The organism is Pseudomonas sp. TE6288, assembly GCF_054062095.1.
Genome location: NZ_JBSSEW010000005.1, coordinates 61,744 through 88,702, shown reverse-complemented (window position 1 = coordinate 88,702; position 26,959 = coordinate 61,744). Strand labels below are relative to the sequence as shown.

Annotated in this window: 25 protein-coding genes and 1 pseudogene; 11 read left to right on the top strand and 15 right to left on the bottom strand. The window is 63.7% G+C overall.

The window, feature by feature from the left end; translation table 11 throughout:
* Positions 1-12: 12 nt before the first annotated feature.
* Complete coding sequence (locus tag ACVWY1_RS06655) at positions 13-996, top strand: LysR family transcriptional regulator (RefSeq protein WP_430945206.1); 984 nt, start codon at positions 13-15, stop codon at positions 994-996.
* Here the strand turns inward: ACVWY1_RS06655 and ACVWY1_RS06650 are convergent.
* A complete protein-coding gene (locus ACVWY1_RS06650) occupies positions 896-1,582 on the bottom strand; it encodes a Crp/Fnr family transcriptional regulator (protein WP_457377996.1) in 687 nt (228 codons plus the stop codon). The genes ACVWY1_RS06655 and ACVWY1_RS06650 overlap by 101 nt on opposite strands.
* Before the next feature lie 92 nt (positions 1,583-1,674).
* Here ACVWY1_RS06650 and ACVWY1_RS06645 point away from each other — a divergent pair, with 92 nt between their 5' ends.
* Entirely contained in the window at positions 1,675-2,199 is a 525-nt protein-coding gene (locus tag ACVWY1_RS06645; RefSeq protein ID WP_102682772.1) for an Mpo1 family 2-hydroxy fatty acid dioxygenase, read from the top strand.
* Between the two features lie 55 nt (positions 2,200-2,254).
* Here ACVWY1_RS06645 and pcaC read toward each other — a convergent pair whose 3' ends face one another.
* The 9 genes from pcaC to pcaR all read right to left on the bottom strand — a co-directional run bounded on the left by pcaC (position 2,255) and on the right by pcaR (position 11,927).
* Positions 2,255-2,647, bottom strand: coding sequence for a 4-carboxymuconolactone decarboxylase (pcaC, locus tag ACVWY1_RS06640; protein WP_070093782.1), 393 nt, complete (start codon positions 2,645-2,647; stop codon positions 2,255-2,257).
* Between the two features lie 10 nt (positions 2,648-2,657).
* Positions 2,658-3,449 (bottom strand): 3-oxoadipate enol-lactonase, encoded by a 792-nt coding sequence (pcaD, locus tag ACVWY1_RS06635; protein ID WP_457377995.1) that lies wholly within the window; start codon positions 3,447-3,449, stop codon positions 2,658-2,660.
* Between the two features lie 12 nt (positions 3,450-3,461).
* Positions 3,462-4,814, bottom strand: coding sequence for a 3-carboxy-cis,cis-muconate cycloisomerase (locus tag ACVWY1_RS06630; protein ID WP_457377994.1), 1,353 nt, complete (start codon positions 4,812-4,814; stop codon positions 3,462-3,464).
* Positions 4,815-4,823: 9 nt separating this feature from the next.
* Positions 4,824-6,113: an MFS family transporter gene (locus ACVWY1_RS06625; protein ID WP_102682775.1), complete on the bottom strand. Its 1,290-nt coding sequence runs from the start codon at positions 6,111-6,113 to the stop codon at positions 4,824-4,826.
* Between the two features lie 161 nt (positions 6,114-6,274).
* Positions 6,275-7,480: a 3-oxoadipyl-CoA thiolase gene (pcaF, locus tag ACVWY1_RS06620; RefSeq protein WP_173862429.1), complete on the bottom strand. Its 1,206-nt coding sequence runs from the start codon at positions 7,478-7,480 to the stop codon at positions 6,275-6,277.
* Positions 7,477-8,256, bottom strand: coding sequence for a CoA-transferase subunit beta (locus ACVWY1_RS06615; protein WP_139669423.1), 780 nt, complete (start codon positions 8,254-8,256; stop codon positions 7,477-7,479). The genes pcaF and ACVWY1_RS06615 overlap by 4 nt, the downstream gene beginning before the upstream one ends.
* Positions 8,253-9,113 carry a CoA transferase subunit A gene (locus tag ACVWY1_RS06610; RefSeq protein WP_102682778.1) on the bottom strand — a complete coding sequence of 287 codons (861 nt, stop codon included), beginning with the start codon at positions 9,111-9,113 and terminating at the stop codon, positions 8,253-8,255. Before ACVWY1_RS06610 ends, ACVWY1_RS06615 begins: the two co-directional genes overlap by 4 nt.
* Positions 9,114-9,294: 181 nt before the next feature.
* On the bottom strand, positions 9,295-10,641 hold the full coding sequence (locus tag ACVWY1_RS06605) for an MFS transporter (protein ID WP_046856926.1): 1,347 nt from the start codon (positions 10,639-10,641) through the stop codon (positions 9,295-9,297).
* Between the two features lie 416 nt (positions 10,642-11,057).
* Positions 11,058-11,927 carry a pca regulon transcriptional regulator PcaR gene (gene pcaR, locus ACVWY1_RS06600; protein ID WP_102682779.1) on the bottom strand — a complete coding sequence of 290 codons (870 nt, stop codon included), beginning with the start codon at positions 11,925-11,927 and terminating at the stop codon, positions 11,058-11,060.
* Between the two features lie 568 nt (positions 11,928-12,495).
* On the opposite strand from pcaR, the gene ACVWY1_RS06595 reads away from it, so the two are divergent.
* Positions 12,496-12,696, top strand: coding sequence for a hypothetical protein (locus ACVWY1_RS06595; protein ID WP_023629966.1), 201 nt, complete (start codon positions 12,496-12,498; stop codon positions 12,694-12,696).
* Positions 12,697-13,008: 312 nt separating this feature from the next.
* Positions 13,009-14,481 carry an inorganic phosphate transporter gene (locus tag ACVWY1_RS06590; protein WP_023629967.1) on the top strand — a complete coding sequence of 491 codons (1,473 nt, stop codon included), beginning with the start codon at positions 13,009-13,011 and terminating at the stop codon, positions 14,479-14,481.
* 101 nt (positions 14,482-14,582) lie between these two features.
* On the opposite strand, the gene ACVWY1_RS06585 is transcribed toward ACVWY1_RS06590, so the two are convergent.
* Positions 14,583-16,058: a helicase HerA-like domain-containing protein gene (locus tag ACVWY1_RS06585; RefSeq protein WP_457377993.1), complete on the bottom strand. Its 1,476-nt coding sequence runs from the start codon at positions 16,056-16,058 to the stop codon at positions 14,583-14,585.
* Between the two features lie 51 nt (positions 16,059-16,109).
* Between ACVWY1_RS06585 and ACVWY1_RS06580 the strand changes: the two are divergent.
* From ACVWY1_RS06580 to ACVWY1_RS06560, 5 genes and pseudogenes are all read left to right on the top strand, one after another.
* Positions 16,110-17,246, top strand: a pseudogene (locus ACVWY1_RS06580) (HAMP domain-containing protein); the annotation flags it as partial.
* 93 nt (positions 17,247-17,339) lie between these two features.
* Positions 17,340-18,104, top strand: coding sequence for a methyl-accepting chemotaxis protein (locus tag ACVWY1_RS06575; protein WP_457378039.1), 765 nt, complete (start codon positions 17,340-17,342; stop codon positions 18,102-18,104).
* Positions 18,105-18,250: 146 nt separating this feature from the next.
* Positions 18,251-19,372 carry a glycosyltransferase family 4 protein gene (locus ACVWY1_RS06570; RefSeq protein ID WP_102682782.1) on the top strand — a complete coding sequence of 374 codons (1,122 nt, stop codon included), beginning with the start codon at positions 18,251-18,253 and terminating at the stop codon, positions 19,370-19,372.
* Positions 19,365-20,129 carry a DUF2334 domain-containing protein gene (locus tag ACVWY1_RS06565; RefSeq protein ID WP_139669416.1) on the top strand — a complete coding sequence of 255 codons (765 nt, stop codon included), beginning with the start codon at positions 19,365-19,367 and terminating at the stop codon, positions 20,127-20,129. Before ACVWY1_RS06570 ends, ACVWY1_RS06565 begins: the two co-directional genes overlap by 8 nt.
* Complete coding sequence (locus ACVWY1_RS06560) at positions 20,126-21,118, top strand: lysylphosphatidylglycerol synthase transmembrane domain-containing protein (RefSeq protein WP_102682784.1); 993 nt, start codon at positions 20,126-20,128, stop codon at positions 21,116-21,118. Before ACVWY1_RS06565 ends, ACVWY1_RS06560 begins: the two co-directional genes overlap by 4 nt.
* A 154-nt stretch (positions 21,119-21,272) precedes the next feature.
* Here ACVWY1_RS06560 and purU read toward each other — a convergent pair whose 3' ends face one another.
* On the bottom strand, positions 21,273-22,124 hold the full coding sequence (gene purU / locus ACVWY1_RS06555) for a formyltetrahydrofolate deformylase (protein WP_046856933.1): 852 nt from the start codon (positions 22,122-22,124) through the stop codon (positions 21,273-21,275).
* 302 nt (positions 22,125-22,426) lie between these two features.
* Here purU and mvaT point away from each other — a divergent pair, with 302 nt between their 5' ends.
* The gene (mvaT, locus tag ACVWY1_RS06550) at positions 22,427-22,804 is read left to right on the top strand and encodes a histone-like nucleoid-structuring protein MvaT (protein ID WP_028690229.1); all 378 of its coding nucleotides are present in this window, start codon (positions 22,427-22,429) and stop codon (positions 22,802-22,804) included.
* A gap of 73 nt (positions 22,805-22,877) precedes the next feature.
* On the opposite strand, the gene sbcB is transcribed toward mvaT, so the two are convergent.
* The 3 genes from sbcB to ACVWY1_RS06535 all read right to left on the bottom strand — a co-directional run bounded on the left by sbcB (position 22,878) and on the right by ACVWY1_RS06535 (position 25,239).
* Positions 22,878-24,308, bottom strand: a complete 1,431-nt coding sequence (gene sbcB, locus ACVWY1_RS06545; RefSeq protein WP_457377992.1) for an exodeoxyribonuclease I — start codon at positions 24,306-24,308, stop codon at positions 22,878-22,880.
* 61 nt (positions 24,309-24,369) lie between these two features.
* Positions 24,370-24,729: a PilZ domain-containing protein gene (locus ACVWY1_RS06540; protein WP_046856935.1), complete on the bottom strand. Its 360-nt coding sequence runs from the start codon at positions 24,727-24,729 to the stop codon at positions 24,370-24,372.
* Between the two features lie 123 nt (positions 24,730-24,852).
* Positions 24,853-25,239 carry a tetratricopeptide repeat protein gene (locus ACVWY1_RS06535; RefSeq protein WP_277503024.1) on the bottom strand — a complete coding sequence of 129 codons (387 nt, stop codon included), beginning with the start codon at positions 25,237-25,239 and terminating at the stop codon, positions 24,853-24,855.
* 180 nt (positions 25,240-25,419) lie between these two features.
* Here ACVWY1_RS06535 and pyk point away from each other — a divergent pair, with 180 nt between their 5' ends.
* Positions 25,420-26,874 (top strand): pyruvate kinase, encoded by a 1,455-nt coding sequence (pyk, locus tag ACVWY1_RS06530; RefSeq protein ID WP_023631128.1) that lies wholly within the window; start codon positions 25,420-25,422, stop codon positions 26,872-26,874.
* Positions 26,875-26,959 lie beyond the last annotated feature (85 nt).

Here is a 26,959-nt window from a genome sequence, read left to right as displayed (position 1 = left end):
CAGAGCCCGAGCATGGACCTCCGCCAACTGCGCTATTTCATCGCCCTCATCGAATACCGCAGTTTCGTCCGCGCCGCCGATGCCATGGGCATCACCCAACCCGCCTTCAGCCGCGCAATCCAGAACCTCGAACATACCTTTGGTTGCGCTCTGGTCGATCGTGCCAGCAAGGCATTGCCCCCCACCCCCGAGGGCCAAGTGGTGTTGCAACATGCCCGTCGCCTGGTCCAGGGCGCCGCGCAACTGAACCATGACGTCCTGCAGATGACCAAGCTCGATGCCGGAGAGCTGCACTTCGGCAGCGGCCCGGCCCTGGCCGTGCGCCTGGTGCCCCAGGCCCTGCAACATTTTATCGGGGCTCATCCCGGCATCCGCACCGACTTGCTGGTGGACAACGCCGAGCGCCTGGGCCAGGCCCTGCGTCGCGAGCAGATCGAGTTCTTCGTCGATGACGTACGTCCCTTCGAGGCCGATCCCTACTTCCACACCGAGGCACTGTCCCCGCGTCCAGGCCTGTTCTTCTGCCGTCCCGGGCACCCGCTGCTGGCAAAGGACAGCCTGTCGACCAACGACCTGTTCACCTACCCACTGGCCAGCGCCCTGCTCGCTCCCGGTGTGCGCAAACGCCTGGCCAACCTCAGCGGGCGCAATGACTTCACCCCGCACCTGCAGACCGAACACCTGGCAGTGCTGCGCAACGTGGTAATGGCCAGCGACGCCATCGGCACGGCCAGCGAAGAAGCAGTGGCCGAGGACCTGGCCGCCGGCCATCTGGTGCGTCTGCACTGGCGCAACCTGCCGCCGGGCATGGAAGTGCTCAGCGTGCGCTGCGGGGTAGTTAGCCGCAGCGGTTATCGCCTGTCACCGGCGGCGCGGGCGATGATCGATACCCTGGTCAGCCTTGATACTGCCCCATCGCCCGCAGACGTGGCGCATCGACAATCTCCACCTCGCCATAGCCCAGGCGCACCACGCCGGCCTGTTCGAGGCTCCTGAGGATCTGGTTGATGGTCTGGCGCGACAGCGACAGCATCAGGGCCAACTGTTCCTGGGACACTTGCAACCGCCATTGGGCGACATCGCGCTCACCGTAGCCTTCGGCCATCTGCAACAGGCGCTGCGCCACCCGCGGCGCGGCGGCCAGCAGGCTCTGCTGCTCGAGGGCGACGAACACCCAGCGCAACTTCTGGCTCATCAGCAGGGCCAGGTCGCGCCAGTGCTCTGGCTGGCACGCCAACCATTCCAGCAACGGCGCCTGGGGAATCCACAGCAGGCGTGTCAGCCCCTCGGCATAGGCGTCATGGGTGCGCGGCTGGCCATCGAACAGGCTGATCTCGCCGAACCAATGGGGTGACTCGACCAGCGTCAGCAACGCCTCCTTGCCTGCGCTGCTGACCGCTCCGACCCGCATCGCCCCTTCGAGTACCGCATACAGGCCACACGGCGCATCGCCGCGCTGGAACAGACGCTGCCCCGCTGCCAGTTCACGCGGACGGCCCAGGGCCAGCAGACTATCCTGAACGGTAACGGGCAATTGCCGGAACCATTGGCCATGCAGCAGTTGAGTGCGCGGATCGTGCATGGCACCTCGCAAAGCGAACTCTGTCGGCCAGGCGACAGACGACGATGAATGAACAGGGGCAAGCTGTGCTCACCCCTGATGGAGGAACAACAATGAAAAACCTCGTCGAGCACCTGAGTCAATACGCGGCCTACCACCGCGATCCACGGAACATCGCCACCCACTTCATCGGCATTCCGCTGATCGTGCTGGCCGTGGCCGTGCTGCTGTCACGCCCAGGTTGGGATGTGGCGGGGCTGTGGCTGTCGCCGGCGCTGCTGCTGGCGCTCTGGTCGGTGTGGTTCTACCTGCGCCTGGACCTGCGCTTCGGCCTGGTGATGGGGCTGCTGCTGGGATTGTGCCTATGGGCCGGCCAGGCACTGGCCGTGCAGAGTACCGGGCTGTGGTTGAGTGCCGGGCTAGGTGCGTTCGTGGTGGGGTGGATCATCCAGTTCGTCGGACATGCCTACGAAGGGCGCAAGCCGGCATTCGTCGATGACCTGAGCGGGCTGATCGTCGGGCCGCTGTTCGTGGTGGCGGAGCTGGCGTTCATGGCTGGCTTGTGTGGCGAACTGAAAAAGGCCGTGGAGGCCAATGCCGGGCCTGTCGCCGTTCGCCAGAAGAAAGCAGTCGTGTGAAGTAATCGCGGGGCAAGTCGCATCGGTGCGCCGATGCGACTTGCCCCGCGATGCGTTACTGCCTGGACTCCACCCCCAGTTCATCCCACACCGACTCGGCCAGATGGAACGTGGCATTGGCCGCCGGGATCCCGCAGTAGATCGCGCTCTGCATGATCACTTCCTTGATCTCCTCACGCGTCACGCCGTTGTTGGCGGCTGCGCGCAGGTGAAGTTTGAGCTCGTCGTTGCGGTTCATGCCGATCAGCATGGCGATGGTGATCAGGCTGCGGGTGTGCCGGGGCAGGCCGGGGCGGGTCCAGATATCGCCCCAGGCGTGCCGGGTGATCATCTCCTGGAACTCGCCGTTGAAGTCATTGAGCTTTTCCAGGCTGCGGTCCACGTGGGCATCGCCGAGCACCGCGCGGCGCACCTGCATGCCGGCATCGTAACGTTGTTTCTCATCCATGGCAGGTTCCTCAGCGGGCCAGCAGGAAATCGAGCACACGGGCGCTGAAGGCCGCGCCGATCTCGACGTTGGACAGGTGCGCCGCCGGGAATTCGGCATAGGTCGCGTTGACGATGCGGCGCTGCATGAAGCGGCCATGCTCAGGCGTGGTCACCACGTCCGCAGAGCCCGCCACCACCAGCGTCGGCACCTGGATGCGCCCCAGCTGTTCGCGGTAATCGGCATCACGTACCGCCGCGCAGTTGGCGGCATAGCCTTCTGGATTGGTGCGCGCGAGCATCTGGCAGATGCGCTGGGCCTCGTCCGGCCGCGCCTGGGCGAAGGCCGGGGTGAACCAACGGGCGATGGAGCCGTCGCGCAGGTCCGCCATGGCCTGCCGGCCACCCTTGAGCACCGCGTCGATGCGGGAGTTCCAGACCTCGTCGTTGGCGATTTTTGCCGCAGTGTTGCACAGGGTCAGGCTGTGCAGGCGCTGGCCGGCATTGATGCCCAGCCACTGGCCGATCAGGCCGCCCATGGACAGGCCGACGAAGTGTGCATGCTCGATGTCCAGCGCCTCGAGCAAGGCCAGCACGTCGCCCCCCAGCTGCTCGATGCTGTAAGGGCCTTGAGTGACCAGCGAGCCGCCATGGCCACGGGTGTCGTAGCGCAGCACGCGAAAGTGTTCGCTCCAGGCGGGAATCTGCTCATCCCACATGCCCAGGTCGGTGCCCAGGGAGTTGGAGAGCACCAGCACCTGCGCATCGGCCGGGCCATCGAGTTGGTAGTTCAGTACGCCATCGGCCAGTTGCAAATGCGCCACAGCGGTCTCCTTTCAGGCAGTGAAACGTTGATGTTCGGCCACGGCGCGCGCCACCCAGACGCGGGCCTGGCCCAGGTAATGGGCGGGGTCGAGCAGGCGGTCGAGCTCCTCGCCGGACAACTCGGCGTTGACCTGCGGCTCATCACCAAGCACTGCACGCAGATGGCGCCCTTCGGCCACGGCGCGCTGGCAGCACTGCTCCAGCAGGTGATGGGCCCGGTCGCGGCCCAGGCGCTGGGCGAGGACAATACTGACCGCCTCGGCCAGCACCAGGCCCTGAGTGAGGTCGAGGTTGCTGCGCATGCGTTCGGCGTCCACCTCCATGCCCTCGGCGATCACCTGGGCCTGACGCAGGGCACCGGAGACCAGGCAGCAGATCTCCGGCAGGGTTTCCCACTCGGCATGCCACAGGCCAAGGCTGCGTTCGTGCTCCTGGGGCATCGCGCTGAACAAGGTCGAGAGCAGCCCGGGCACACGGGTGGCGGCGCTGATCAACACCGCCGCCCCGACCGGATTGCGCTTGTGCGGCATGGTCGAGGACCCGCCCTTGCCCGGCGCGGCGGGTTCGAACAACTCGCCCGCCTCGGTCTGCATCAGCAGGCTGACGTCACGGCCGAACTTGCCCAGGCTGCCGGCGACCAGGCCCAGCACCGAGGCAAACTCCACCAGGCGGTCACGCTGGGTGTGCCACGGCTGTTCGGGCAAGGACAGCTTCAGTTGCGCGGCCAGGGCCTCGGCCACCGGCAGCGCTTTGCTGCCCAGCGCCGCCAGGCTGCCGGAAGCGCCACCAAACTGCAGCACCAGCAGGCGCGGACGCAGTTCCTTGAGGCGTTGGCGATGGCGAGTGAGGGCGCCGAGCACACCGGCCAGCTTCATGCCCAGCGTCACCGGCGTGGCATGCTGCAACCAGGTCCGCCCCACCAGCGGCGTGTCGGCATGCTGCAATGCCTGATGCGCCAGGGTGTCGGCCAGCTTGCCGAGATCGTTTTCGAGCAACCCCAGCGCATCGCGCAGTTGCAGCACCAGGCCGCTGTCCATCGCATCCTGGCTGGTGGCGCCCAGGTGCACGTAGCGCTCGGCCTCAGATACGCCACTGGCGACCACCTTGCCCAGGGCCTTGACCAGCGGGATTGCCGAATTGCCGGCCACCGCGATGGCGTCGGCCAGCGCCCGGGCATCGTAGCGCTCGGCCTTGCAGGCCGCCTCGATGGCAGCCACCGCCGTGTGCGGCACCAGCCCGGCGGCCGCCTCGGCGCGGGCCAGGGCCGCCTCGAAGTCGAGCATGCCCTGCAACCGGCCCCGGTCGGAGAAAACCTCGCGCATGGCCGGGGCGGTGAAGTAGGCGTCGAACAGTTGGTTGCTCATGCAACGTCCTTAGTGATCGTGGTGCAGGTACGCCGCCTGCTTCGGCAGGCGCAGGCTGAACAGGAAGGCCACCGCCATCATGGCGGTTACGTACCAGTAGAAGGTGTTCTCCATGCCCAAGGTTTTCAAGCCCAGTGCCACGTATTCGGCCGAGCCGCCGAACACCGCGTTGGCCACGGCGTAGGCCAGCCCCACGCCCAATGCGCGAACCTGTGGCGGAAACATCTCGGCCTTCACCAGGCCGCTGATGGAGGTGTAGAAGCTGACGATGCACAAGGCCAGGCTTACCAGCACGAAGGCCATGAACGGGCTGGTCACGGTCTTCAGCGCCATCAGCAAGGGGACGGTGAAGAGCGTCCCCAGGGCGCCGAACAGCAGCATCGAGTTACGCCGGCCGATGCGGTCGGAGAGCATGCCGAACAGCGGCTGCAGGATCATGAACAGGAACAGCGCGCCGGTCATGACGAAACTGGCGCTCTTGGCGTTCATGCCGGCGGTGTTGACCAGGTACTTCTGCATGTAGGTGGTGAAGGTATAGAAGATCAGCGAGCCGCCGGCGGTGTAGCCCAGTACGGTGATGAACGCGGCGGCGTGATTGCGAAACAGCCCGCTGATGCTACCGGCATCCTTGTCCTGGCGGGTCTCTGCGCTGCTGGTCTCCTTCAGCGAACGGCGCAGCATCAGCGAGATCAACGCGGCAATGGCACCGACCACGAACGGGATGCGCCAGCCATAGGCGCGCAGTTCGTCCTCGGTGAGCAGTTGTTGCAGGATCACCACCACCAGCACCGCCAGCAACTGGCCGCCGATCAGGGTGACGTACTGGAACGAGGCGAAGAAACCGCGCTGGCCACGCAGCGCCACTTCACTCATGTAGGTGGCGGTGGTGCCGTACTCACCGCCCACCGACAGCCCCTGGATCAGCCGCGCCAGGAGCAGCAGCGCTGGCGCCCAGGTGCCGATGCTGGCGTAGGTGGGCAGGCAGGCGATGATCAGCGAGCCGCCGCACATCATCAGCACCGAGATCATCAGCGAGTTCTTGCGCCCGTGACGGTCGGCCAGGCGGCCGAAGATCCAGCCACCGATGGGGCGCATCAGGAAGCCCGCGGCGAACACGCCGGCGGTGTTGAGCAACTGCACCGTGGGGTCGTCGGAGGGGAAGAAAGCCGGGGCGAAATAGATGGCGCAGAAGGCGTAGACATAGAAGTCGAACCATTCCACCAGGTTGCCCGACGAGGCGCCGACGATGGCGAAGATACGCTTGCTGCGTTCTTCGCCGGTGTAATAGGTTGAGGTCATGGTGCGTTTGCTCCTGGAGGGTCACAGGTAATTCTAGACATACCTGGTTACACACTCGTTCCGCCTTGCCCGTGCGTCATGGCTACCGGCCTCATCGCGGGGCAAGGCCGCTCCCACGCTGCCTGGCAGGCATGCTCGTGCAAGCGGAGGGTTCCAAAGGATCAGATCCTTTCTATGGCCAACGCCAACCCCTGCCCAACGCCCACGCACATGGTCGCCAGGCCCTTGCGCCCGCCGCTCTTCTCCAACTGATGCAACGCCGTCAGCACCAGACGTGCCCCGCTCATGCCCAGCGGATGCCCCAGGGCAATTGCGCCACCATTGGGGTTCACCTGCGGTGCATCGTCTGCCACACCCAGCTCGCGCAGCACTGCCAGGCCCTGGCTGGCAAAGGCTTCATTGAGTTCGATGACATCGAAGTCGGCCACGGCAATGCCAAGGCGCTCGGTCAGCTTGCGCACCGCGGGCACCGGGCCGATACCCATCACCCGTGGCGCCACACCAGCGCTGGCCATGCCCAGCACCCGGGCACGTGGGGTCAGACCGTGCGTCTTCACCGCCTCGGCCGAAGCCAGAATCAGCGCGGCGGCACCGTCGTTGACACCCGAGGCGTTGCCAGCGGTAACGGTCTTGTCCGGGCCGTTGACCGGCTTGAGCTTGGCCAGCGCCTCCAGCGTGGTCTGCGGGCGCAAATGTTCGTCGTGCTCGACCACCGTCTCACCCTTGCGGTGCTGGATACGCACCGGGACGATTTCCTCGGCGAAAAAGCCGGCGGCCTGCGCGGCGGCAGCCTTCTGCTGGCTGCGCAGGGCGAAGGCATCCTGGTCGGCACGCGATACCTGGTAATCATCGGCGACGTTGTCGGCGGTCTCGGGCATCGAGTCCACACCGAACTGGGCCTTCATCAACGGATTGATGAAGCGCCAGCCGATGGTGGTGTCCTCGAGCTTCATGTTGCGCGAGTAGCCGCTCTCGGCCTTGCCCATCACGAACGGTGCGCGGGACATCGACTCGACGCCACCGGCAATCGCCAGCTCCATCTCGCCGCTGGCGATGGCCCGGAAGGCGCTGCCAACGGCGTCCATGCCCGAGGCGCACAGGCGGTTGAGGGTCACGCCTGGGACGCTGTGCGGCAAGCCGGCCAGCAACAGCGCCATGCGCGCCACGTTACGGTTGTCCTCGCCGGCCTGGTTGGCACAGCCGAAGAACACTTCGTCGAGCTGATCCCATTGCACATCCGGGTTGCGCTCGATCAGCGCCTTGAGCGGCACTGCCGCCAGGTCGTCGGCGCGCACGCAGGCCAAGGCCCCGCCGAAACGGCCGATTGGAGTACGCACAGCGTCGCAGATAAAGACGTCTCGCATCAGGCTTCTCCTGCCGTCTGGCCATGGGCGGCGGCGGTGCGCGCTTCGAGGTCGCGCAGGGCGGACAGTTCTACCTCACTCGGAGCCGTGGTTTGCCGCACGTCGTCGGCGAAACGGATCGCCCAGCCAGTGGCAGCGATGATCTGCTCGCGGGTCACGCCTGGGTGGATCGAGGTGACCACGAACTCATGGGTACCCGCCTCCGGCTCCATGATGCACAGGTCGGTGATGATGCCGACCGGACCTTCACCCGGCAGCCCCAGGCGCTGACGTGAATCGCCGCCTTCGCCATGCCCCACCGAGGTGATGAAGTCGAGCTTGTCGACGAAGGCCCGCGGCGACTGCTTGAGGATGATCAGCACCTGCTTGGCGGAACCGGCGATCTCCGGGGCGCCGCCGGCACCTGGCAGCCGGGTCTTCGGCGCGTGGTAGTCACCGACCACGGTGGTGTTGATATTGCCGAAGCGGTCAACCTGGGCAGCGCCGAGGAACCCTACATCGATGCGCCCACCCTGCAGCCAGTAACGGAAGATCTCACCGGTAGGCACCACGGTGTCGGCGGTCTCGGCCAGCTCGCCGTCACCGATGGACAACGGCAGCACGCTGGGCTTGGCACCGATCGGACCGGACTCGTAGATCAACACCACGTCGGGCGACGAGGTCAGGCGCGCCAGGTTGGCGGCCTTGGAAGGCAGGCCGATGCCGACGAAGCAGACGGCGCCATTGCGCAGGCGACGGGCGGCGGCGACGGTCATCATTTCGGAAGTGGAGTAGCTCATTGCGCGGCCTCCGCGGTGCTGGCCAGCCTGGCCTGGAATTCGGTGAAGTCGGCGGTGCCACGGATATAGGTGTCGACCCAGGCGGTGAACGACTCACGGTTGCGGGCAATCGGGTCCCAGGCCTGGTAGAAGCGGTTGTCGCGCTCGTAGTAGCCGTGGGCGTATGAAGGGTGGGCGCCGCCAGGCACCAGGCATACCGCGCTGAGGGCCCATGTGGGCAGCACACAGGCATTCATCGGCGCCTGCAGGTCATCGACGATCTCCTCGACGGTGACGATGCAGCGCTTGGCTGCCAGCGCCGCTTCCTTCTGCACACCGAGGATGCCCCACAGCAACACATTGCCCTTGCGATCGGCCTTCTGCGCATGGATCACGGTGACGTCCGGGCGCACGGACGGTACCGCGGCAAGTACTTCGCCAGTGAATGGGCAAGTGACGGACTTGATCAGCGGGTTGACCTTTGGCAGATCGGAACCGGCGTAGGCGCGCAGCACCGCGAATGGCAGGCCGGAGGCACCGGCGACATAGGCGTTGGCCAGGTCGGCGTGGCTGTGCTCCTCGATCTCGATCGCGTGGGGCCACTGTTTCTCCACCGCGTCGCGCAAGCGATGCAGCGAGCCCACGCCCGGGTTGCCGCCCCAGGAGAAGATCAATTTGCGCGCGCAACCGGCGCCGATCAGCTGGTCGTAGATCAGGTCCGGGGTCATGCGCACCAGGGTCAGGTCGCGCTTGCCCTGGCGGATGATCTCGTGGCCGGCGGCGGTCGGGATCAGGTGGGTGAAACCTTCGAGGGCGACACTGTCGCCATCCTGGATGAACTGCTTCACGGCCTCGTGAAGCGAGAGGATTGCTGCCATTGGAGACTCCTGGTCAGGTCGAGTCGGGTCAGTGAGCAGCGGGCCGATGCATCGCTGCGATGGGCCCAGATTAAGGAGACTGAGGGGGTTATCTCAATCCGATAATCGCACTTTTGTGCGATTATCGAACCATTTGTTACCCTGCTATTTATACGATCCTGCAGGAGCGAGCCACCAGACCTCAGGTCGCATCCGCGTGGCTGACCAACCCTTTCACCACGACAGCCACCGCGGCCAATGCCGCCGGCACCAGCAGTGCCGTCAGCACCTGCTCGAAATTCCAGCCCAACCCCAGCAGCGTAGCCCCGCTCCAGGCGCCGAGAATCGCGCCGAAGCGGCCGATCCCGAGCATCCAGGAAACGCCTGTGGCACGGCCTTGGGTCGGATAGAAGCGCGCCGCCAGCGATGGCATGGCCGATTGCGCGCCGTTCACGCACATGCCGGCAACCAGCACCAGGGTCGCCAGCAAGGTGATGTTGCCCAGGCTCTGTCCAACGGCGTAGGCGAACACACCTGCCAGCAAGTAGAAGATGCCGATCACCTTGTGCGGGTTGAAGCGGTCCATGGCCCAACCCACTGCCACCGCGCTGAGCACCCCGCCAAACTGGAACAATGCGCCGATAAAGGCGGCCTGCTCCATGCTTGCGCCGCTGTCGCGCATCAGTGTCGGCAGCCAGCTGGTCAGCAGGTAGACGATCACCAGGCCCATGAAATAGGTCAGCCACAGCAATACGGTGCCCAGGCCATAGGTACCCGAGAAGATCACCGCAAACACGTTGCGCGCCGCCACCGCCTTCTGTTCCGGCACGCTGAAGCTCGATGCCTGGGCTACCTGTTCAGGATTGATCGGCGCCAGGGTCTTGCGCACCTTGTCGGCGCCGCGGTTGCGCACCACAAGGAACCGCGCCGACTCCGGCAACCAGGCCAAGAGCACCACTGCCAGCAGCAGTGGCAGGACACCGCCGATCACCAGCAGGCTGTGCCAGCCATATGCCGGGATCAGCTTGGCCGAAATGAAACCGCCGCCGGCCATGCCCAGGTTGAAGCCACAGAACATGCTGGTCACCAGCAGCGACTTGAGGCGCTCCGGAGTGTATTCCGACAACAAGGTGGTGGCGTTGGGCATGCCAGCCCCGAGGCCCAGGCCGGTCAGAAAGCGCAACACCAGCAATTGGTCGACATTGCTCGCGTAGGCCGAGGCCAGACTGAAGCCACCGAACACCAATACCGCGCCCACCAGCACGCCCTTGCGTCCGAAGCGGTCGGCCAGCGGGCCGGAGCCGAGGGCGCCGAACACCATGCCGATCAGCGCGGCGCTCATCACCGGGCCGAGGCTGGCCCGGTCGATGCCCCATTCCTGAGACAGCGCCGGGGCGATGAAGCCCATGGCGGCGGTGTCCAGGCCGTCGAGGAAGACGATCAGGAAACACAGGATCACCACCCGCCATTGATAACGGGACAGCGGCTGGGCATTGATGAAGGATTGGACGTCGAGGCAGTTGCCGACAGCGGATTGTGGCTTGTTCATTATTGTTATCCGGGAGTTGGGCGCAGGCAGGCTACCGCGCAGGGCGGATGCACTGGAACAGAAAACAGCGGATAGGTCGGCCGTGCTCAGCCGGAGTGCAGCAGCACCGTGCGCGGGTGCGACCGCGACAGCGAAGGGACAGTGGTCATGGGGATGCCCTCGGGCCTGTTGTTATTATCCGGTCGGCGCAGCCGACAGGTGCGACAGACATTAATCAGCGGGCGTGGGCGGCGCAATTCGTCGAGAGCGACACTGTGCGTTTATCGAACAGGAAACGGTATGGCGTGTTCAACGTTTCCGCGTATGAGCAACTGTCTTGTGTTGTTCGTAATCGCCTCATCGCTGGCAAGCCCGCTGAGCACGGTCGGTGTGGGAGCCGGCTTGCCGGCAATGGGGCGCAACGCGCCCCGGCGGGCTCAGCCAAATAGCTGATGGCACAAGTCCCTGCTGGCCGCCAGCAGGATCGGCAGGAAACGCTGCTCCAGTTCCCCGCGGCTGACGCGGCCGACATGGGTACTGACATTCAGCGCCGCCAGCACTTGACCCGACGCGTCATAGATCGGCACGGCAATCGAACGCAAGCCTTGCTCCAGTTCCTGATCCACCACGCACCAGCCCTGCTCACGCACCTGCTGGATACACGCGAACAACGAGGCCGGGTCATGCAGGGTACGGCTGGTACGGGCCTTGAGGTCGGCGCGTTCCAGGTATTCGTGCAGGCTGGCATCGTCCAGTGCCGCCAGCAGGATACGGCCCATCGAAGTGCAATAGGCCGGCAAACGCCCACCAACCGAGAGGTCCACCGAGATCAGCCGTTCGACCGTGGCGGAGCGCGCAATATAAAGGATGTCATCGCCTTCCAATGTGGCCATGTTGGCCGCTTCGTGGAGCTGGTCGCTGATGCGATCCAGGTAAGGCTGGGCCGACACCGCCAATGGCGTGGATGACAGGTAGGCATGACCAAGGGTCAACACTTTGGGCAACAGCGAATAGGTACGCCCGTCAGTGGTCGCGTAACCCAGCTTCATCAGGGTATGCAGGCAGCGCCGCACCGCGGCCCGCGGAATCTCCGTTCGATGGCTGATCTGGGCGATGGTCAGGTGGCGCTTGCGCTCCTGGAAGGCTTGGATCACTGCCAGGCCACGGGCCAGGGAGGTCATGAAGTCAGGGTCACCGGTGAATGCCTGGATACGCTTGGCAGCCGACGCCACGATCGGGGGTGCCAGGGTGGGGCTGGTACTGCGTGCGGGCTCGTTGGCTGACTGGCCGCTGGTTTCTTCGCTCATGGACATGCCTCAAAAAAATCGCTACCTCGTGCGATTATCGAACGAACGGCCGATAATCGCAATTGACCGCTGACACTTTTGCTTATACCTTTCCCCTGCCACATGTGGCTTCTTTGGAGAGACTGGTCAGGTACCCACCGTAGAAGTCCCAGGCAACGGCCTCGCCCCTCAGCGAGGCCGTTTTCATTTCTGACAGTAGACGGCGAACTTGCTTGGCACATCGGCTTGAACCTTTTGAATGCCGGCACGACAAAGGGTTTATAGACTGCACAATAAACTTCAGGTCTATTGTCAGTTGCAGGTAAAGAACGATAGCCTTCAACCGGACGATTGCTATAATTGCCGGTGTTGATTGCAAGCACCGTTTAACGGATCCAATCGACGCACTTTCGTTGCCTTGCGACTGCCAGCCCCTGTCTTTGCAGTGGCTTGCCGTGCGCTGCACAGCAGCTTGCCAACTCATGCATTGCCATTTCGGTGCAATGAATTGTTGGGCTTGCCGACATATCCGCATTCTGCGTGTGTATTTAAAGGCTGACGCCCCACTTCAACCTATTCAGGTATTACTGTGACGAAAGAAGAACTGCGCGCGGAACTCGAGCGCCAGGCTGAACGTTACAAGGATGTTTACGGTGGTGAAGTCACCACGTATGCCGCACAACCCGACCCGGAACGCAAACCCTGGCGTAAGCGTGCCAGCGTTCTCGACCAGGCGTTCGCCCAGGAAATCGAGAAGATCGAAAAGGAGCTGCGCAGCGACGACAATTGAAGCCGCTCAGTGCCAATGCGCCATCACCCAGGAAGGGTGTGCGGCGAAGCATGCCGGCGAAAACCTGTGATATGAAATGGAATCACACAAATTTCATACAGTCGTTTTAATTGCGCAAGCCCAGTAAAAATCACCTCAAATAGCTGATTTTTCTGAATTTTATCGATTTTTAACGGCGTTTTTTTGCGATTACCCGGCACGTGGGTGCTCGTGCCATGCCGGCATTCTCCTGCCATCGGTCAGCGGCAGGTGCATCGATTGCCATGGTTTTCTGGCATAATCCGCCCCCCCTAAGACCGCCAGACAACCTTCATGATCGATTTATTCAGCGGACTGGATGCCTGGGTTATCGTGAGCTTGACGCTCGCTCTGACCTTCGTGCTCGCCTTCGAGTTCATCAATGGCTTTCATGACACCGCCAACGCGGTAGCCACCGTCATCTATACCAAGGCCATGCCACCGCACCTCGCCGTGTTCTTCTCTGGCGTGTTCAACTTCCTCGGCGTTCTGCTCGGTGGTGTCGGGGTGGCCTATGCCATCGTCCACCTGCTGCCGGTCGAACTGCTGATCAATGTGAACACCGGCCACGGCCTGGCCATGGTCTTCTCGTTGCTGGCCGCCGCCATCACCTGGAACCTGGGCACCTGGTACTTCGGCATTCCGGCGTCCAGCTCGCACACCCTGATCGGCTCGATCCTCGGCGTCGGCCTGGCCAACGCCCTGCTCAGCGACATTCCGCTGGGTGACGGCGTCAACTGGCAGAAGGCCATCGATATCGCCATGTCCCTGGTGCTCTCGCCAATGGCCGGCTTTGCTGTCGCAGCCCTGGTGCTGATCGGCCTGAAATGGTGGCGCCCGCTGTCGAAGATGCACAAGACCCCTGACCAGCGCCGCAAGCTCGACGACAAGAAGCACCCGCCGTTCTGGAACCGCCTGGTGCTGGTGATCTCGGCCATGGGCGTGAGCTTCGTGCACGGCTCCAACGATGGCCAGAAAGGCATCGGCCTGATCATGCTGGTACTGATCGGTATCGTCCCGGCCAAGTTCGTCCTCGACCTGAACAGCACCACCTACCAGATCGAGCGTACCCGTGACGCCACCTTGCACCTGAGCCAGTTCTACCAGCGCAACGCCGCCACCCTGGGCGAGTTCCTGGCACTGGGCAAGGCGCAGGCAAGCGACCTGCCGGAGCAGTTCAGCTGCAATCCGCAGCAGACCGAGCCGACCATCGCCGCGCTGCAATCGTCGCTCGCCGGTGTGACCGACTATCGCGCCCTGAGCGCCGAGAAGCGCGTCGAAGTGCGCCGCTACCTGCTGTGCCTGGACGACACGGCGAAGAAGGTCGGCAAGCTGCCAGGCCTGGAGCCTCGCGAAAAGGCTGACCTGGATAAACTGCGCAAGGACCTGACCGCCACCACCGAATACGCCCCGTTCTGGGTGATCGTCGCTGTCGCCCTGGCCTTGGGCCTGGGCACCATGGTCGGCTGGAAACGCGTGGTGCTGACCGTTGGCGAGAAGATCGGCAAGCAGGGCATGACCTATGCCCAGGGGATGTCGGCCCAGATCACCGCGGCCTGCGCCATCGGCATGGCCAACGTGTTCAGCCTGCCGGTGTCCACCACCCACGTGCTGTCGTCTGGTGTCGCCGGTACCATGGTCGCCAACAAGAGCGGCCTGCAGGGCGGCACCGTGAAGACCATCCTGCTGGCCTGGGTACTCACCCTGCCGGCGTCGATGGGCCTGGCGGCCGGCCTGTTCTGGCTGGCCACCAAGGCCATTAGCTGAGTGCTGATGCAGTACTGAAAAAGGCGCCCCTTGCAGGGCGCCTTTTTCGTGGGAGCGGCGGTGCGCCGATGCGATCTGTCCCGAGATAGGCCCATTGAGGTTTAACGTTTCTTCCCACCCAACAGCGACCCCATCAACCCACGCACCAACTGGCGCCCCAGCTGATTGGCCGCCTGGCGCACCGCCGACTTGATCGCCTGCCCCGCCGCGCTCTGCAAGAACTCGCCGGCCTTGTCGGCGAAGCTGTCTTCCTCGGCCTTGGCCTGGGGTACCGGCTCCACAGGCTCACCCTTGCGCTGCGTGAGCATTTCATAGGCCGACTCACGATCGATCGGTTTGTCATAACGCCCTGACAACGCTGACGCCGGGATCAGCGCACTGCGCTCAGCCGCGCTCAAGGGTCCGATCCGCGACTGTGGCGGCGCGATCAACACCCGCTGAACCATGGCTGGCGTGCCCTTCTCCTCCAGGGTGCCAACCAAGGCTTCGCCGATACCGAGCTCAGTGAGCACCGCCAGGCTGTCGAACGCCGGGTTCGGCCGGAAACCATCAGCCACGGCACGCAATGATTTCTGCTCCTTGGCGGTGAAGGCGCGCAGGCCATGCTGGATACGCAACCCCAACTGAGCCAACACCGCATCCGGCAGATCTCCCGGCGACTGGGTGACGAAGTACACCCCCACGCCCTTGGAGCGGATCAGCCGCACCACCTGCTCCAGACGGTCCTGCAACGCTTTGGGCGTACCATTGAACAGCAGATGCGCCTCATCGAAGAACAGCGCAAGCACGGGCTTGTCGGCATCGCCGCGCTCCGGCAATTGCTCGAACAGTTCAGCCAGCAACCACAACAGGAACGTCGCATAGACCTTGGGAGCGTCATGCACCAGGCGGCTGGCATCGAGCAGGTGGATGCGGCCGCGCCCGTCGCCCTCCGGGCGCAGCAGATCTTCGAGCTGCAGCGCCGGTTCGCCGAACAATGCCTCGGCGCCTTGTTGTTCCAGCGTCGCCAACCGGCGCAAGAGCGCCTGCGTGGAAGCGCTGGTCATCAACGCGCTGTCCTCGCCCAACAATTGCGGGTTGTCCTTGAGGTGCGCGAGCAGGGCCTTGAGGTCCTTCAGGTCGAGCAGCAGCAAGCCCTCCCGGTCGGCCACCTTGAACGCCGCATACAAGGCAGCCTGCTGGCTGTCGGTGAGCTCCAGCAGGTTGCCCAGCAGCAGCGGCCCCATTTCACTCATCGTGGTGCGCAGGGGATGCCCCGATTGCCCCGCGACATCCCACAGGCTTACCGGGTAGCCCCGGGGCGTGTGGTTCAGCCACGGCATGCCGGCGATCCGCTCGGCCACCTTGCCCTGTGGCGCGCCCGCCGCACCGAGGCCACACAGATCGCCCTTGACATCCGCCGCGAATACCGCCACCCCGGCGTCACTGAACAGCTCGGCGAGGTGCTGCAGGGTCACCGTCTTGCCGGTGCCCGTGGCTCCGGCCACCAGGCCATGCCGGTTGGCCAGGCGCATGGCCTGGGATACCGGCTGACCATCCGGCCCCGCCCCTACAACCATTCGTAAGGAATCTGACATCTTCTTTCATCCCCTGCTCAAGTTCTGCCGCGTGACAGCCGATATTTCAAAATGATTCTTACCAGAAAGACAGTAACAACCCGAAAAGGACCCACGGGACTTGTTGCACTGTTTTCCAGCCGTGCTTTGTGCGAACGACCCGATAAAAACCTTAGCGGACACGATCACGTTATGAACAAAAGCCTTCGTTTCAGCCACAAGATTCTTCTGGCGGCATCACTGATCGTGATACTCGCCTTCAGCCTGTTCACCCTGTACAACGACTATCTCCAGCGTAACGCCATTCGCGAAGACCTGGAGAACTACCTGGCCGAGATGGGCGAGTCTACCTCCACCAACATCCGCAACCTGTTCGAAGGGCGCATCAAACTGGTCGACAACGTCGCCCAGAACCTCGCCCAGTTCCCACAGAACACCGGCACCCTGCTGGGCCAGAGCGCACTCACCTCGAGCTTCCTGACCATCTACCTGGGCCAGCCCGACGGCACCTTCACCGTGCGCCCCGACACCAAGATGCCCGACGGCTACGATCCGCGCGTGCGCCCGTGGTACAAGGACGGCCTGAACGCCAGCGGCCCGATCCTCACCGAGCCCTACATCGACATGGCCACCAACAAGATGGTCATCTCGATCATCAGCACCGCGTCGCGCTCGGTTGGCGTGGTCGGCGGCGACCTGGCCCTCGACGGCCTGGTGGAGATCATCAACTCGCTGAACTTCGGCGGCATGGGCTATGCCTTCCTGGTCAACGACCAGGGCAAGATCCTGGTGCACCCGGACAAGAACCTGGTGATGAAATCGCTGACAGACCTGTTCCCGCAGAACACCCCTCGCCTGTCCCGCGACCTGACCGAAGTCACCCTCAATGGCGAAACCCGCCTGCTGACCTTCACCCCGGTCAAAGGCCTGCCATCGGCCAACTGGTACATCGGCCTGTCGGTGGACAAGGACAAGGCATTTTCGATGCTCAGCACCTTCCGCACCTCGGCAGTGATTGCCACAGTGGTGGCGGTGGTGATCATCATCGCCCTGCTCGGGCTGTTGATCCGCGTGCTGATGCAGCCACTGCACACCATGACCCGCGCCATGTCGAACATCGCCGAAGGCGAAGGCGACCTGACCCGCCGCCTGGAAATTCACAACCACGACGAATTCGGCATTCTCGGCACCGCTTTCAACCGCTTCGTCGAACGCATCCACGGTTCGATCCGCGAGGTGTCATCGGCCACCGAGCAGGTCAACGAAGTGGCGCTGCGCGTGATCAGCGCCTCGAACTCGTCGATGGCCAACTCCGACGAGCAGTCCAATCGCACCAACAGCGTCGCCGCCGCCATCAACCAGCTCGGTGCCGCCGCCCAGGAGATCGCCGGCAATGCCGCCCAGGCCTCGCAGCATGCCAGCTCCGCGCGGCTGCTGGCCGAGGAAGGCCAGCAGGTGGTGCAGCGCAACATCGATGCGATGAACCGCCTTTCGGACCTGATCGTCACCTCCAGCGAGCATATCGAGACGCTGAACAACAAGACCGTGAACATCGGCCAGATCCTCGAGGTGATCACCAGCATTTCCCAGCAGACCAACCTGCTCGCCCTCAACGCCGCCATCGAGGCTGCACGCGCCGGTGAGGCCGGGCGCGGCTTCGCCGTGGTCGCCGACGAGGTACGCAATCTGGCGCACCGCACCCAGGAGTCGGCGCAACAGGTGCAGACCATGATCGAAGAGCTGCAGGTTGGCGCTCGCGAGTCGGTCGACACCATGGGCCAGAGCCAGCGTCACAGCCAGGACAGCATGGAAATCGCCAACCAGGCCGGCGAGCGCCTGGGCAGCGTCACCCAGCGTATCGGCGAGATCGACGGCATGAACCAGTCGGTGGCCACCGCCACCGAAGAGCAGACCGCCGTGGTCGACTCGATCAACATGGACATCAACGAGATCAACATGCTCAACCAGGAAGGCGTCGAGAACCTGCAGGCCACCCTGCGCGCCTGTTCGGACCTGGAACAGCAGGCCGGTCGCCTCAAGCACTTGGTCGGCAGCTTCCGCATCTGACCCTGCGCCCGCTCCCACTTTTGCAGTGGGAGCGGGCTGCGCCAAACCTCGATCGAACAAACTATCCTTCAAGTAGGTCAACCCTAAGGCGCGTCATCGCCGGCCCAGTGCCGTCTGGTGACACACCCGAGGACGATCCCGGAGGGATGCTGATCGTGCACATCGCCGACATCACCATGTTCTATGCCCCGGCCAGCGGCGGGGTAAGAACCTATCTTGATGCCAAACACCGCCGCCTCGACGCCATGTCCGGCGTTCGCCACAGCCTGTTGATTCCCGGCGCCAGCGCCAGCCAGACCAATGGCGTCTACCATGTTCCCGCGCCGCCCCTACCCTTCGGCAACGGCTACCGTTTCCCGGTGCGCCTGGCCCCTTGGTGCAAGGAGCTGCGTCGTCTACAGCCCGACCTGATCGAAGTCGGCGACCCCTACCTCACCGCCTGGGCGGCCCTGGAAGCGCGGCGCAAGCTCGATGTCCCGGTGATCGGCTTCTATCACTCCGACCTGCCGCTGCTGGTGAGCAACCGCATGGGCAATTGGTTCACCCCCAATGTCGAGGCCTATGTCAGCAAGCTCTACGGACATTTCGACCGGGTACTCGCGCCCAGCCAGGTGATGGCCGACAAGTTGCGCAGGCTGGGGGTCGAGAATGTGCATGTGCAACGCCTGGGGGTGGACCTGATGCAATTTCACCCTGACAAGCGCGACCCCGGCCTGCGTCGCGAACTGGGCATCGCCGATACCAGTCGACTGCTGGTGTTTGCCGGCCGTGGCTCGCGGGAAAAGAACCTGCCGGTACTGCTCGACTGCATGCAGGCACTCGGGCAGCCCTATCACCTGCTTTTGGTGGGCTCGAACATGCCGATCGGGGTGCCAGACAATGTCAGCGTGATCGACCACTTCTGCCCCCCCGATGAAGTCGCTCGGCTACTGGCCAGCGCCGACCTGCTGGTGCACGCCGGCGACCAGGAAACCTTCGGCCTGGTCATTCTCGAGGCCATGGCCAGTGCCACGCCCGTGGTGGCCGTGCACGCTGGCGCCTTCGGCGAAATCGTCAACGAACAGTGCGGCCGCCTGTGCCCACCTAACGACGGCCGCGCCATGGCCGCCGCCGTGCGCGAAGTCTTCGACCACGGCGTGCGCCAGCTTGGCAGCCAGGCGCGTCGCCACGTGGAACGCCATTACAGCTGGGACAACGTGGTCAGTGGCCTGCTCCAGCATTACCAGGCGGTGCTGGGCCACCCGCTACCGGTGCGCGCCCATGGCTGAGCCCGCCTCCACCCGACGCAGCCTGATGCTGGTGCTGCACGACGTGGCGCCGGAAACCTGGCCGGACTACCAGCCCTTCGTCCAGGCGATCGATGACCTGGGGGACGTGCCCATGACCTGGCTGGTGGTGCCGGATTTCCACCACCGCAATCCGCTCACGCATTCGCCCACCTTCTGTCGCCTGCTCGACCGACGCCTGGCCCGTGGCGACGAACTGGCCCTGCACGGCTACTACCATGCCGACGACGGTCCGGCGCCACGCGGGCCGCGCGAATATTTCATGCGCCGGATCTACACCCACGAAGGTGAGTTCCACGGCCTGGAACAGGCCAGCGCACTTCAGCGCCTGCAAGCCGGGCTGGCGTTGTTCGGGCAACAGGGCTGGCCAGTGGCGGGGTTCGTCGCCCCCGCCTGGCTGATGAGCGAAGGCACGCGCCAGGCGCTGCGCCAGCTGCCGCTGCGCTACACCAGCACCCCAAGGCACCTGTACCGGCTGCCGGACTTCACCGCCTTTGATGCCCCGGGGCTGGTATGGAGTGCCCGCAGCGCCTGGAGACGAGGGTTGTCCAAGGTAGTCAGTGACTGGCAGTGCCGGCGCTGGCGCGAGGCCGACACTCTGCGCCTGGGCCTGCATCCGGTGGACATGCGCCACGCCAGCTCACGCAATTACTGGCTCGAGACCTTGCACCAATTGCTGGCGCAGGGACGTGAGCCACTGACCAAGTCGGCCTGGTTGGAGCGCCAGGCCGCGCCATGAGTCGCCTGGGCTGGCTAGGCCTGGCATTGCTGCTGGCAGTGTCAGTGCCCGCCCTGCTGGGCGGCCGCGATTTGCTCCCACGCCTGCAATCCTTCGCCCCCGGCCTGATGGCGCTGCTGCTGGGCATGATCCTGCTGTGCTGGACGCTCAATGCCCTGCGCCTGCGCCTGCTGCTCGGCGAACAGGGCGCCCGGGTGGGCCGGCTCCGCAGCCTGGGAGTGGTCATGGCCACCGAGTTCGCCATCTGTACCACTCCTGGCGGTACGGGGGGCCCACTGACGCTGATGACCCTGCTGAAACGCGAGCGTATCGCGCCTTCGCTTAGCGGCGCGGTGTTCGCCATGGACCAGTTGAGCGACCTGCTGTTCTTCTTCTGCGCCATGCTGGCGATAGCCGCGTACGCCCTGTTCCACAGGCTCGGCCACAGCCAGACGCAAATGTTGATGGGCAGCGCGTTGCTCTTGTGCACCGCGTTGGCGGGAATCGTCCTGCTGCTGCGTTATCGACGCGGGGTGATGCGCGGCAATGGCCGGCTGTTGCGGCGCCTGGGCATGTCACCGGCACGACGGCGACGCTGGGCACGCAAAGTGCTGCGTTTCATCCATGCCCTGGGCGATACCTGGCGCATGCCACGGCGCACACTGGCTGCGGTGTTCTTCCTGACCTGCGCGCACTGGTGCCTGCGCTATAGCGTGTTGTACCTGGTGTTGCGCGGATTGGGCGTGGAGCTGGCGTGGATTCCGAGCTTCCTGGTGCAGATGCTGTCGCTCAGCGCGGGGCAGTTCAGCCTGCTGCCGGGCGGTGCCGGCGCGGCGGAGCTGACTTCGGCGACCTTGCTGTCACCGCTGGTGGGCAGTTCGACGGCAGCCGCGGCCATTCTGATCTGGCGCGCGGTTACCTACTATTTCTATCTGTTGGCCGGGGGGCCGGTGTTTCTATATCTGCTGGCGCGGCCATTGCTGGATCGTCGGCGCCGACAGACGGGTTGAGCCGCCCCCAGAGTTCGACAGCACCAGGGAACTCAGTGCCGTCTTCGTCGCTCAGGGCCTCGGGATCGAAGCGGGCCAGGCACCCCTCGCCCAAGGTCGCTGGCGCCGAGGCGCCGGCCTTGTCACGTGGATCCGCCATGCACCGGCCCTCGACTCAGTTGAACACCACGGTCTTGTTGCCATGCACCAGGACGCGGTCTTCGAGGTGATAGCGCAAGCCACGGGCCAGGACCATCTTCTCCACATCGCGGCCGAAACGGACCATGTCCTCGATGCTGTCGGCATGGCTGACCCGTACCACGTCCTGCTCGATGATGGGGCCGGCGTCGAGCTCCTCGGTCACGTAGTGGCAGGTCGCGCCGATCAGTTTCACGCCACGCAGCGCCGCCTGGTGATAAGGCTTGGCGCCGACGAACGACGGCAGGAAGCTGTGGTGGATGTTGATGACCTTTTCCGCGTATGCCTGGCACAGTTGCGGCGGCAGGATTTGCATGTAGCGCGCCAGCACCACGGCATCGGCGCCGCACTCCTCGACCAGGCGCGATACCTCGGCGAACGCCGGCTGCTTGTCCTTCGGATCGACCGGCACATGGTGGAACGGAATACCGTGCCATTCGACCATGCTGCGCAGGTCGTTGTGGTTGGAGATCACGCATGGGATCTCGCAGTCCAGCTCGTCGGTGTGCCAACGGTGCAGCAGGTCTGCCAGGCAGTGCGACTCGCGGCTGGCCATCAACACCACGCGCTTCTTCTGTGCCGAATCGGTGATCCGCCAGGTCATGGAGAACTCTTCGGCGATCGGCGCGAACGCCTCGCGGAAAGCCTCGATACCGAACGGCAGGGACTCGGCGCGAATCTCATGGCGCATGAAGAACCAACCGCTCTGCTCGTCGGAATGGTGGCTGGCTTCGTTGATCCAGCCATTGTAGAGGGCCAGGAAATTACTGACTTTCGCCACGATGCCGACACGGTCGGGGCAGGCAATCACCAGTCGATAGGTGCGCATGAGAGAGACTCCAGAACTTCGCAAAGGCGCATATTCTAGCGGCCTGCCGGGGAAAACGCAGTAATCATCTTTACCTGAGCGCTTTGCCTGAAGGGCTCGATCACACAGGTCCATAGCCTTTTTCCCAAGGGGGTAATCGGCATTGCCCCAAGAAATTTGTAAATTTTTCTTAACCTAATGACCGTGAAGTCATGCCCTACTATTAATTGAGTCTTCAATTTTAAATTGTTTACTTGAGAGTATCGTCTGTCTATTATTGCCCCCACTGTCTCTCTCCCTGAACATGTACTAAGGAACACACCATGTCCCTGATCAACGAGTACCGCGCCACCGAAGAAGCTATCAAGGAACTTCAGGCTCGTCTGGCCAACCTGTCGCAAGACGGCAAACTGCAAAAAGAGCTGGAGTTCGAAAAGAAGCTGCGCGAGCTGATGGCCGAAAACGGTAAATCGCTGCGTGACGTGATCGCGCTGCTCGATCCGGAAAGCAAACTGAGCAAGGCGCCGCGTGGCGCAGTCAAGACCACCGGCACCAAACGTGCACGCAAGGTCAAGCAATACAAGAACCCGCATAACGGCGAGGTTATTGAAACCAAGGGTGGCAACCACAAGACCCTGAAAGAGTGGAAAGCCAAGTGGGGCGGCGACGTCGTCGAAAGCTGGGCCACCCTGCTGGACTGATACGCTTAACGGGCGCATTGGTTTCAACATGAAAACGCCGGCAGTTGCCGGCGTTTTTGTTTATCTGCACATTTCAAAGCTGGTATTGCACTTTCAGTTGTCGGATATGGCCCTGCCAGGCTTCCAGTACCTGGCGCCCCGCCTCGCTGGCGTCTAGCAGGCTGCTTTGGCATGCCAGCTCGAAATCGCCCAGGGTGTTCGGCGCACCAAAGGCAGGGTCTGTAAGACGTTGCTGACAGAACGCATGCCAACGTGCGCGCTCTTGTTCATCAAGGGTGTCGGAAAAGTTTCGCGCCCGATAGCGGAACAACAATTCCGGCATGCGCGGATCATCGAACATCCACTGCCCCTTGGCCAATTGCGCCGGATCGGTACACCGCACTTGTTCGCTCAGGCGTTTGTCGCGGTCACCGAGGAAACCGTCATACAACTGTTGCTCCGGGTCTTCACTGGGTGCAAAGCCCTCTTCCTGATAGATGATGCCCAGCTTGTCTCGCCAAACAGTTTGCTGGTTGGCCAACTGCTGCGCCTGTTCCTGCAACACCGACAATTCAAGCCCCAACCGTTGTTGATCGGCCGGGCGCAGTACCGATAGCGGCGCCAGCACCGGGCACCGATTGATATGCACCAACTTCAGCGGTACCGGTAGTTCGCCCTCGGCCATATCTTCGTGCCGCGTGTACAAACGCTCACGCAATGCTTGCGCACTCTCCTCGAGCAGCGGCGAACTATCCTGCTGCAAGTCGCAGACTATCAGCGCGTTGCGATTACGCGGGTGCCAGGCCAATGGCAACACCACACCGATATAGTTGCGCTGCGCCGAGAAACGTCCGGATACATGTACCAGGGGCTGCAATAGGCGGATCTGCTCCATGACCTTGTGCTTGCTGCGCAACTGGAACAACCAGTCATACAACCTGGGCTGCCGGTCCCGAATCAACCGGGCCAGGGCAATGGTCGCCCGCACGTCGGAAAGCGCTTCGTGGGCATGGCCATGGTCGATGCCATTGGCCTTGCTCAACAGCTCCAGGCGCAAGCTGGTGCGCCCATCCTGCTGTGGCCAGACGATGCCCTCGGGGCGCAGCGCATAGGCAGTACGCACCACATCGATCAAGTCCCAGCGGCTGTTGCCCCCCTGCCATTCACGGGCATAGGGGTCGAAGAAGTTGCGGTAGAGGCTGTAGCGGGTGACCTCATCGTCGAAGCGCAACGTGTTGTAGCCGGCGCCACACGTGCCAGGCCGGGCCAGTTGCGCATGGATGCGCGTCATGAATTCGGCCTCGCACAGCCCCTGGCTGGCCAGCTGCTGTGGAGTGATGCCGGTCACCAGGCAGGCCGCCGGGTGCGGCAGGATATCGTCGGAGGGCCGGCAATAGAGGCTGATCGGCGCCTCGATCTCGTTGAGATCGAGGTCGGTGCGCACGCCGGCCACCTGCAGGGGGCGATCGCAGCGTGGATTGATGCCGGTGGTTTCGTAGTCGTGCCAGAAGATGCTGGAGCTCACGGGGTCTTCCTGTAACAAGGTCGACCAGAGTCTAACGGCACGCGCGAGGGCTGGGCCAGCCTTACGCAGAGGCGTTCATGGGCCGGAAGCTGAAGAAATCGCGCAGCGAGCGGACAAAGCCGTCGTATTCCTGCGGCGCCTGCAACAACATGAAACCGGCATCGAAATGCCCGGGCGTTTCATCTTCGCGGCACCACAGGCAACTGGCGGTCAGGTTGATGAACTGCAGGCCACCGCCGGCAAGGGGAACACGCAGTTGCAGCTCGAAGTCCGGCCCCACCAGCACCGGCAACTGGCTGATCAGCATCAGGCCGTCTTCGGAGGCATTGCCCAGATAGCCGATCTGCTGGTCGGTGCAGCGGTTGAAGACCTTGAGCACGCAAGGCAGTTGATGACGCTCTATATGTCGCTCGATAAACATGATCGCAGTGAAGTCCTGTACCTGGAGCCAGGAAGACAAGGTACTGGCGATGATCGTTACAACTCTCCAACAGATTAGCCCAGTCCGACGGACGGACTACATGAAATCATCGACACCTTGGGATTAACGCCAAGGTGTAGAGTTCACCGGGCTGGCCACCGCCGCTTCGCTGCCACGCAGGTGGCCGAGCTTCTCCAGCGTCTGCAGGCGCGCCTGCGCGCGGTAGGCGTATTCGTTGCGCGGGTACTGCTGGATCAGGTACTGGTAGGTCTGCGCAGCGTCGACGTAGAGCTTCTGGCGTTCCAGGCACTGGCCACGCAGCAGCGATACTTCCGGGTGGATGAACGGCCGGGCACGGCTGGTGCGGTCGACCTGCGACAGCTCCAGCATCACCTTTGCACAGTCACCACGGTCATAGGCGCGATAGGCATTGTTCAGGTGGTGGTCCATGGACCAGCGGGTGCAGCCGACGACACTGGCCGCCATGGTCAAAACGATCAGGGTGCGCATGGGAATTCTCCTTTGATGGCAGTGTATCGGCCTTTCACGGCAAATCTTCACAGCCTTTTGCAAGCATACAGCGACCGTTCAAACGCCACCCTCGCAACCGTACAGGTAGTGCAACGGAACAATGACTACAGCGCAATTGAGGAGTAGCCTTTCGCTGCGCTTCACTATAGGAGTCTGTGCATGACCATCCGCCGTACCAAAATCGTCGCCACCCTTGGCCCCGCCAGCAACTCGCCGGAAGTGATCGAACAGCTGATCCTCGCCGGCCTTGACGTGGCACGCCTGAACTTCTCCCACGGCACCCCGGACGAGCACAAGGCCCGCGCCCGCCTGATCCGCGACATCGCCGCCAAGAACGGCCGTCACGTCGCGCTGCTGGGGGACCTGCAGGGTCCGAAGATCCGCATCGCCAAGTTCGCCAACAAGCGCATCGAACTGAAAGTCGGTGACAAGTTCACCTTCTCCACCGCTCACCCGCTGACCGAAGGCAACCAGGATATCGTCGGCATCGACTACCCCGACCTGGTCAAGGACTGCGGCGTCGGTGACGAACTGCTGCTCGACGACGGCCGGGTGGTCATGCGCGTCGAAACCGCCACCGCAGACGCCCTGCACTGCGTGGTGATCATCGGCGGCCCGCTGTCGGACCACAAAGGCATCAACCGCAAAGGTGGCGGCCTGACCGCACCGGCCCTGACCGAGAAGGACAAGGCCGACATCAAGCTGGCCGCGGAAATGGACCTGGACTACCTGGCCGTTTCGTTCCCGCGCGACGCCAGCGACATGGAATACGCCCGCAAGCTGCGTGACGAAGCCGGCGGCAGCGCCTGGCTGGTGGCCAAGATCGAACGCGCCGAAGCGGTCGCCGACGACGAGACGCTCGACCAGTTGATCCTCGCTTCCGACGCAGTCATGGTTGCCCGTGGCGACCTGGGCGTGGAAATCGGCGATGCCGAGTTGATCGCCATCCAGAAGAAGATCATCCAGCACGCCCGCCGCAACAACAAAGCGGTGATCGTGGCGACCCAGATGATGGAGTCGATGATCCAGAACCCGATGCCGACCCGCGCCGAAGTATCGGACGTGGCCAACGCCGTGCTCGACAACACCGACGCAGTGATGCTGTCAGCCGAAAGCGCCGCCGGCAGCTACCCGATCGAAGCCGTACAGGCCATGGCCCGTATCTGCTCGGGCGCCGAGAAGCACCCGACCAGCCAGAAGTCCAGCCACCGCCTGCACACCACCTTCGAGCGCTGCGACGAGTCCATCGCCCTGGCGGCGATGTACACCGCCAACCACTTCCCCGGCGTCAAGGCGATCATCGCCCTCACCGAAAGTGGCTACACCCCGCTGATCATGTCGCGCCTGCGTTCGCACGTGCCGATCTTCGCCCTGTCGCCGCACCGTGCTACCCAGGCCCGTGCCAACATGTTCCGCGGCGTCTACCCGATTGCCTTCGACCCGGCCTCGCTGCCGGCCGACAAGGTCAGCCAGGCGGCGGTCGACGAGCTGCTCAAGCGCGGCCTCGTAGAGCAAGGCGACTGGGTCATCCTGACCAAGGGTGACAGCTACCACACCATCGGTGGCACCAACGGCATGAAGATCCTGCATGTCGGTGATCCGCTGGTCGGCTGATCCCTCAGCAGCACCTATCGCGGGGCAAGCCCGCTCCCACGCCGGTGTCGGCATTGTGGGAGCGGGCTTGCCCCGCGATGCTTTT